This is a genomic window from Mesorhizobium sp. B1-1-5 (genome assembly GCF_006443065.1).
In the GTDB taxonomy this organism is placed as follows: domain Bacteria; phylum Pseudomonadota; class Alphaproteobacteria; order Rhizobiales; family Rhizobiaceae; genus Mesorhizobium.
The window spans coordinates 1-1636 of sequence record NZ_VFWS01000316.1 but is presented as its reverse complement, the minus strand read 5'-3'; the positions used below and the strand labels follow the sequence as shown (position 1 = coordinate 1636).

Annotated in this window: 2 protein-coding genes; both read right to left on the bottom strand. The window is 64.6% G+C overall.

What is annotated here, in order from left to right; all coding sequences use genetic code 11:
• Positions 1–112: 112 nt before the first annotated feature.
• Positions 113–829 (bottom strand): hypothetical protein, encoded by a 717-nt coding sequence (locus FJ980_RS30845; RefSeq protein ID WP_140547343.1) that lies wholly within the window; start codon positions 827–829, stop codon positions 113–115.
• A 3-nt stretch (positions 830–832) separates the two neighbouring features.
• A partial coding sequence (locus FJ980_RS30840) for an endonuclease (protein WP_140547342.1) occupies positions 833–1636 on the bottom strand: 804 nt, incomplete at its 5' end.

Sequence of the window (1636 nt, the reverse complement as noted above, 5' to 3'; positions counted from 1 at the left end):
CAACACATCCTGATCGAGACGATTGTCCGCGCACGCACCCGATGTTTGGGGTTGCAGGCAGCCACTCAGACCTTCGTATGCCGGCATTGGCGATCAGCACGGAAGGTAAGGTTTAGTCCGCGTTCGCAAAATGCCACTCGATCAGCGGCTTCATGTGCGGCATCAGCCCGTGCGGCAGGGCGGCGGCGTGGCGGATGATGACCGGACCGACGATCTCCGGTTCGGCCTCGGTTGCGACGAAGGCCGAGATGCGCCGCGCGATCTCCTCGGCGGGCTCGGGAACCCGGTATCGGCGGAAGATCACCGTGCCGCTTTCCGTCGACAGGGCATGGTAATGCAGGCCGCGTGCGGCGCCTGAAATGTCGAGGCCGGTTTCTTCCCGCACCTCGCGGATCATATTGAAATCGACATCGACGAGGCCATCGCGAAAATCGGCCGGTTCGAAGGAACCGGCGGCGAAATAGACGCGGCCGGCAGTAACGGTGTGGGCGGCCATGCGAATCGCCACCAGCGCATTGTCGCCGGCCACGAGCATGGCATGGGCATAGGCGTGCTCGGCGCCCGAATTCTCGCGCCGCTTCCGCCAGAGCATGAAGGTGGAGTAGTTGACCGCGTGGCACCGGCCGACGAGGCGATTGTCGCGCCAGGCAAGTCGCGAGAGCAGCACCACGGGACCGTCGAACAGCGCGGGGTTGGCCGCGATCTCGTGCTGCCAGTTCGCGGCGATCGCCTCGGCATTGTCCAGCGCGAAAGGATGCGGGCCGGGGTCGAGCCTGACATCGACGGCGTCGACCGGCAAAATAACGTTGCGCGGCAGGTCGAAGCTCACGGTTCAGGCCATGTCCAGCGTGATCGCCACCGGACAATGGTCCGATGCCTTCGGCCGGTCCCAGCCGGCGCGCGGAAAGCGCTCCACTTCCTGGCCGGCAGGAAAGATCGTGCGCCAAGGCTGGCCGTTGCGGATGATGTCCGGGACGGCGGTGGCGTTCTTAGCCGCCAATCCCTTGGACAGCAGGATATAATCGAGCTGGCACAAATGCCGCTCTTGCGGCCCACGCGTGTGGTAGAAGGTCCAGCGGTTCATTTCCGGCCGCCTCTCGACCACGTTTTCGCAAAAACCGCCGGCCGTCAGCACGTTGATGCAGGACAGGTTCTCGTCGACCACCTCGAAACGATAGCCGTCGAATTCGTCGCCGGCGATCTTCACGCGCTGGCGGTAATCGTTCATGTCGCCGCAGATCGCCCAGCGCTTGTCGGCTGCATGATCTGCCCCGAAGCGCTCCTCGATGATCCGGCGCACCGCCTGCGCCTCCGCGATGCGGATCGGCATCGTCGCTTCACGCCCGTCGAGCCCGTTGCGGGGCGAGCCCATCGACTTGAAGTGCACGAGATAGAGCGTCAGCGGCGAGCCGCCCACGGTAATGTCCACTTCCAGGCAGTCGCGCCGGAAGATGCGTTCATTGGGCTGGTTGCCGAGCGCCGCCAGCTCCGGCGTGTGCAGCCCGAACTGTTCATAGGTCACATAGGCGTGGCTGGTCATGCGCACGAATTCGATGGGCTGGCCCTGCGCGGTCTCGCTGCGCATCATCACGGCGACGTCGATGCCGCGCGAATCATTGCCGGCAGCGGTGTACTT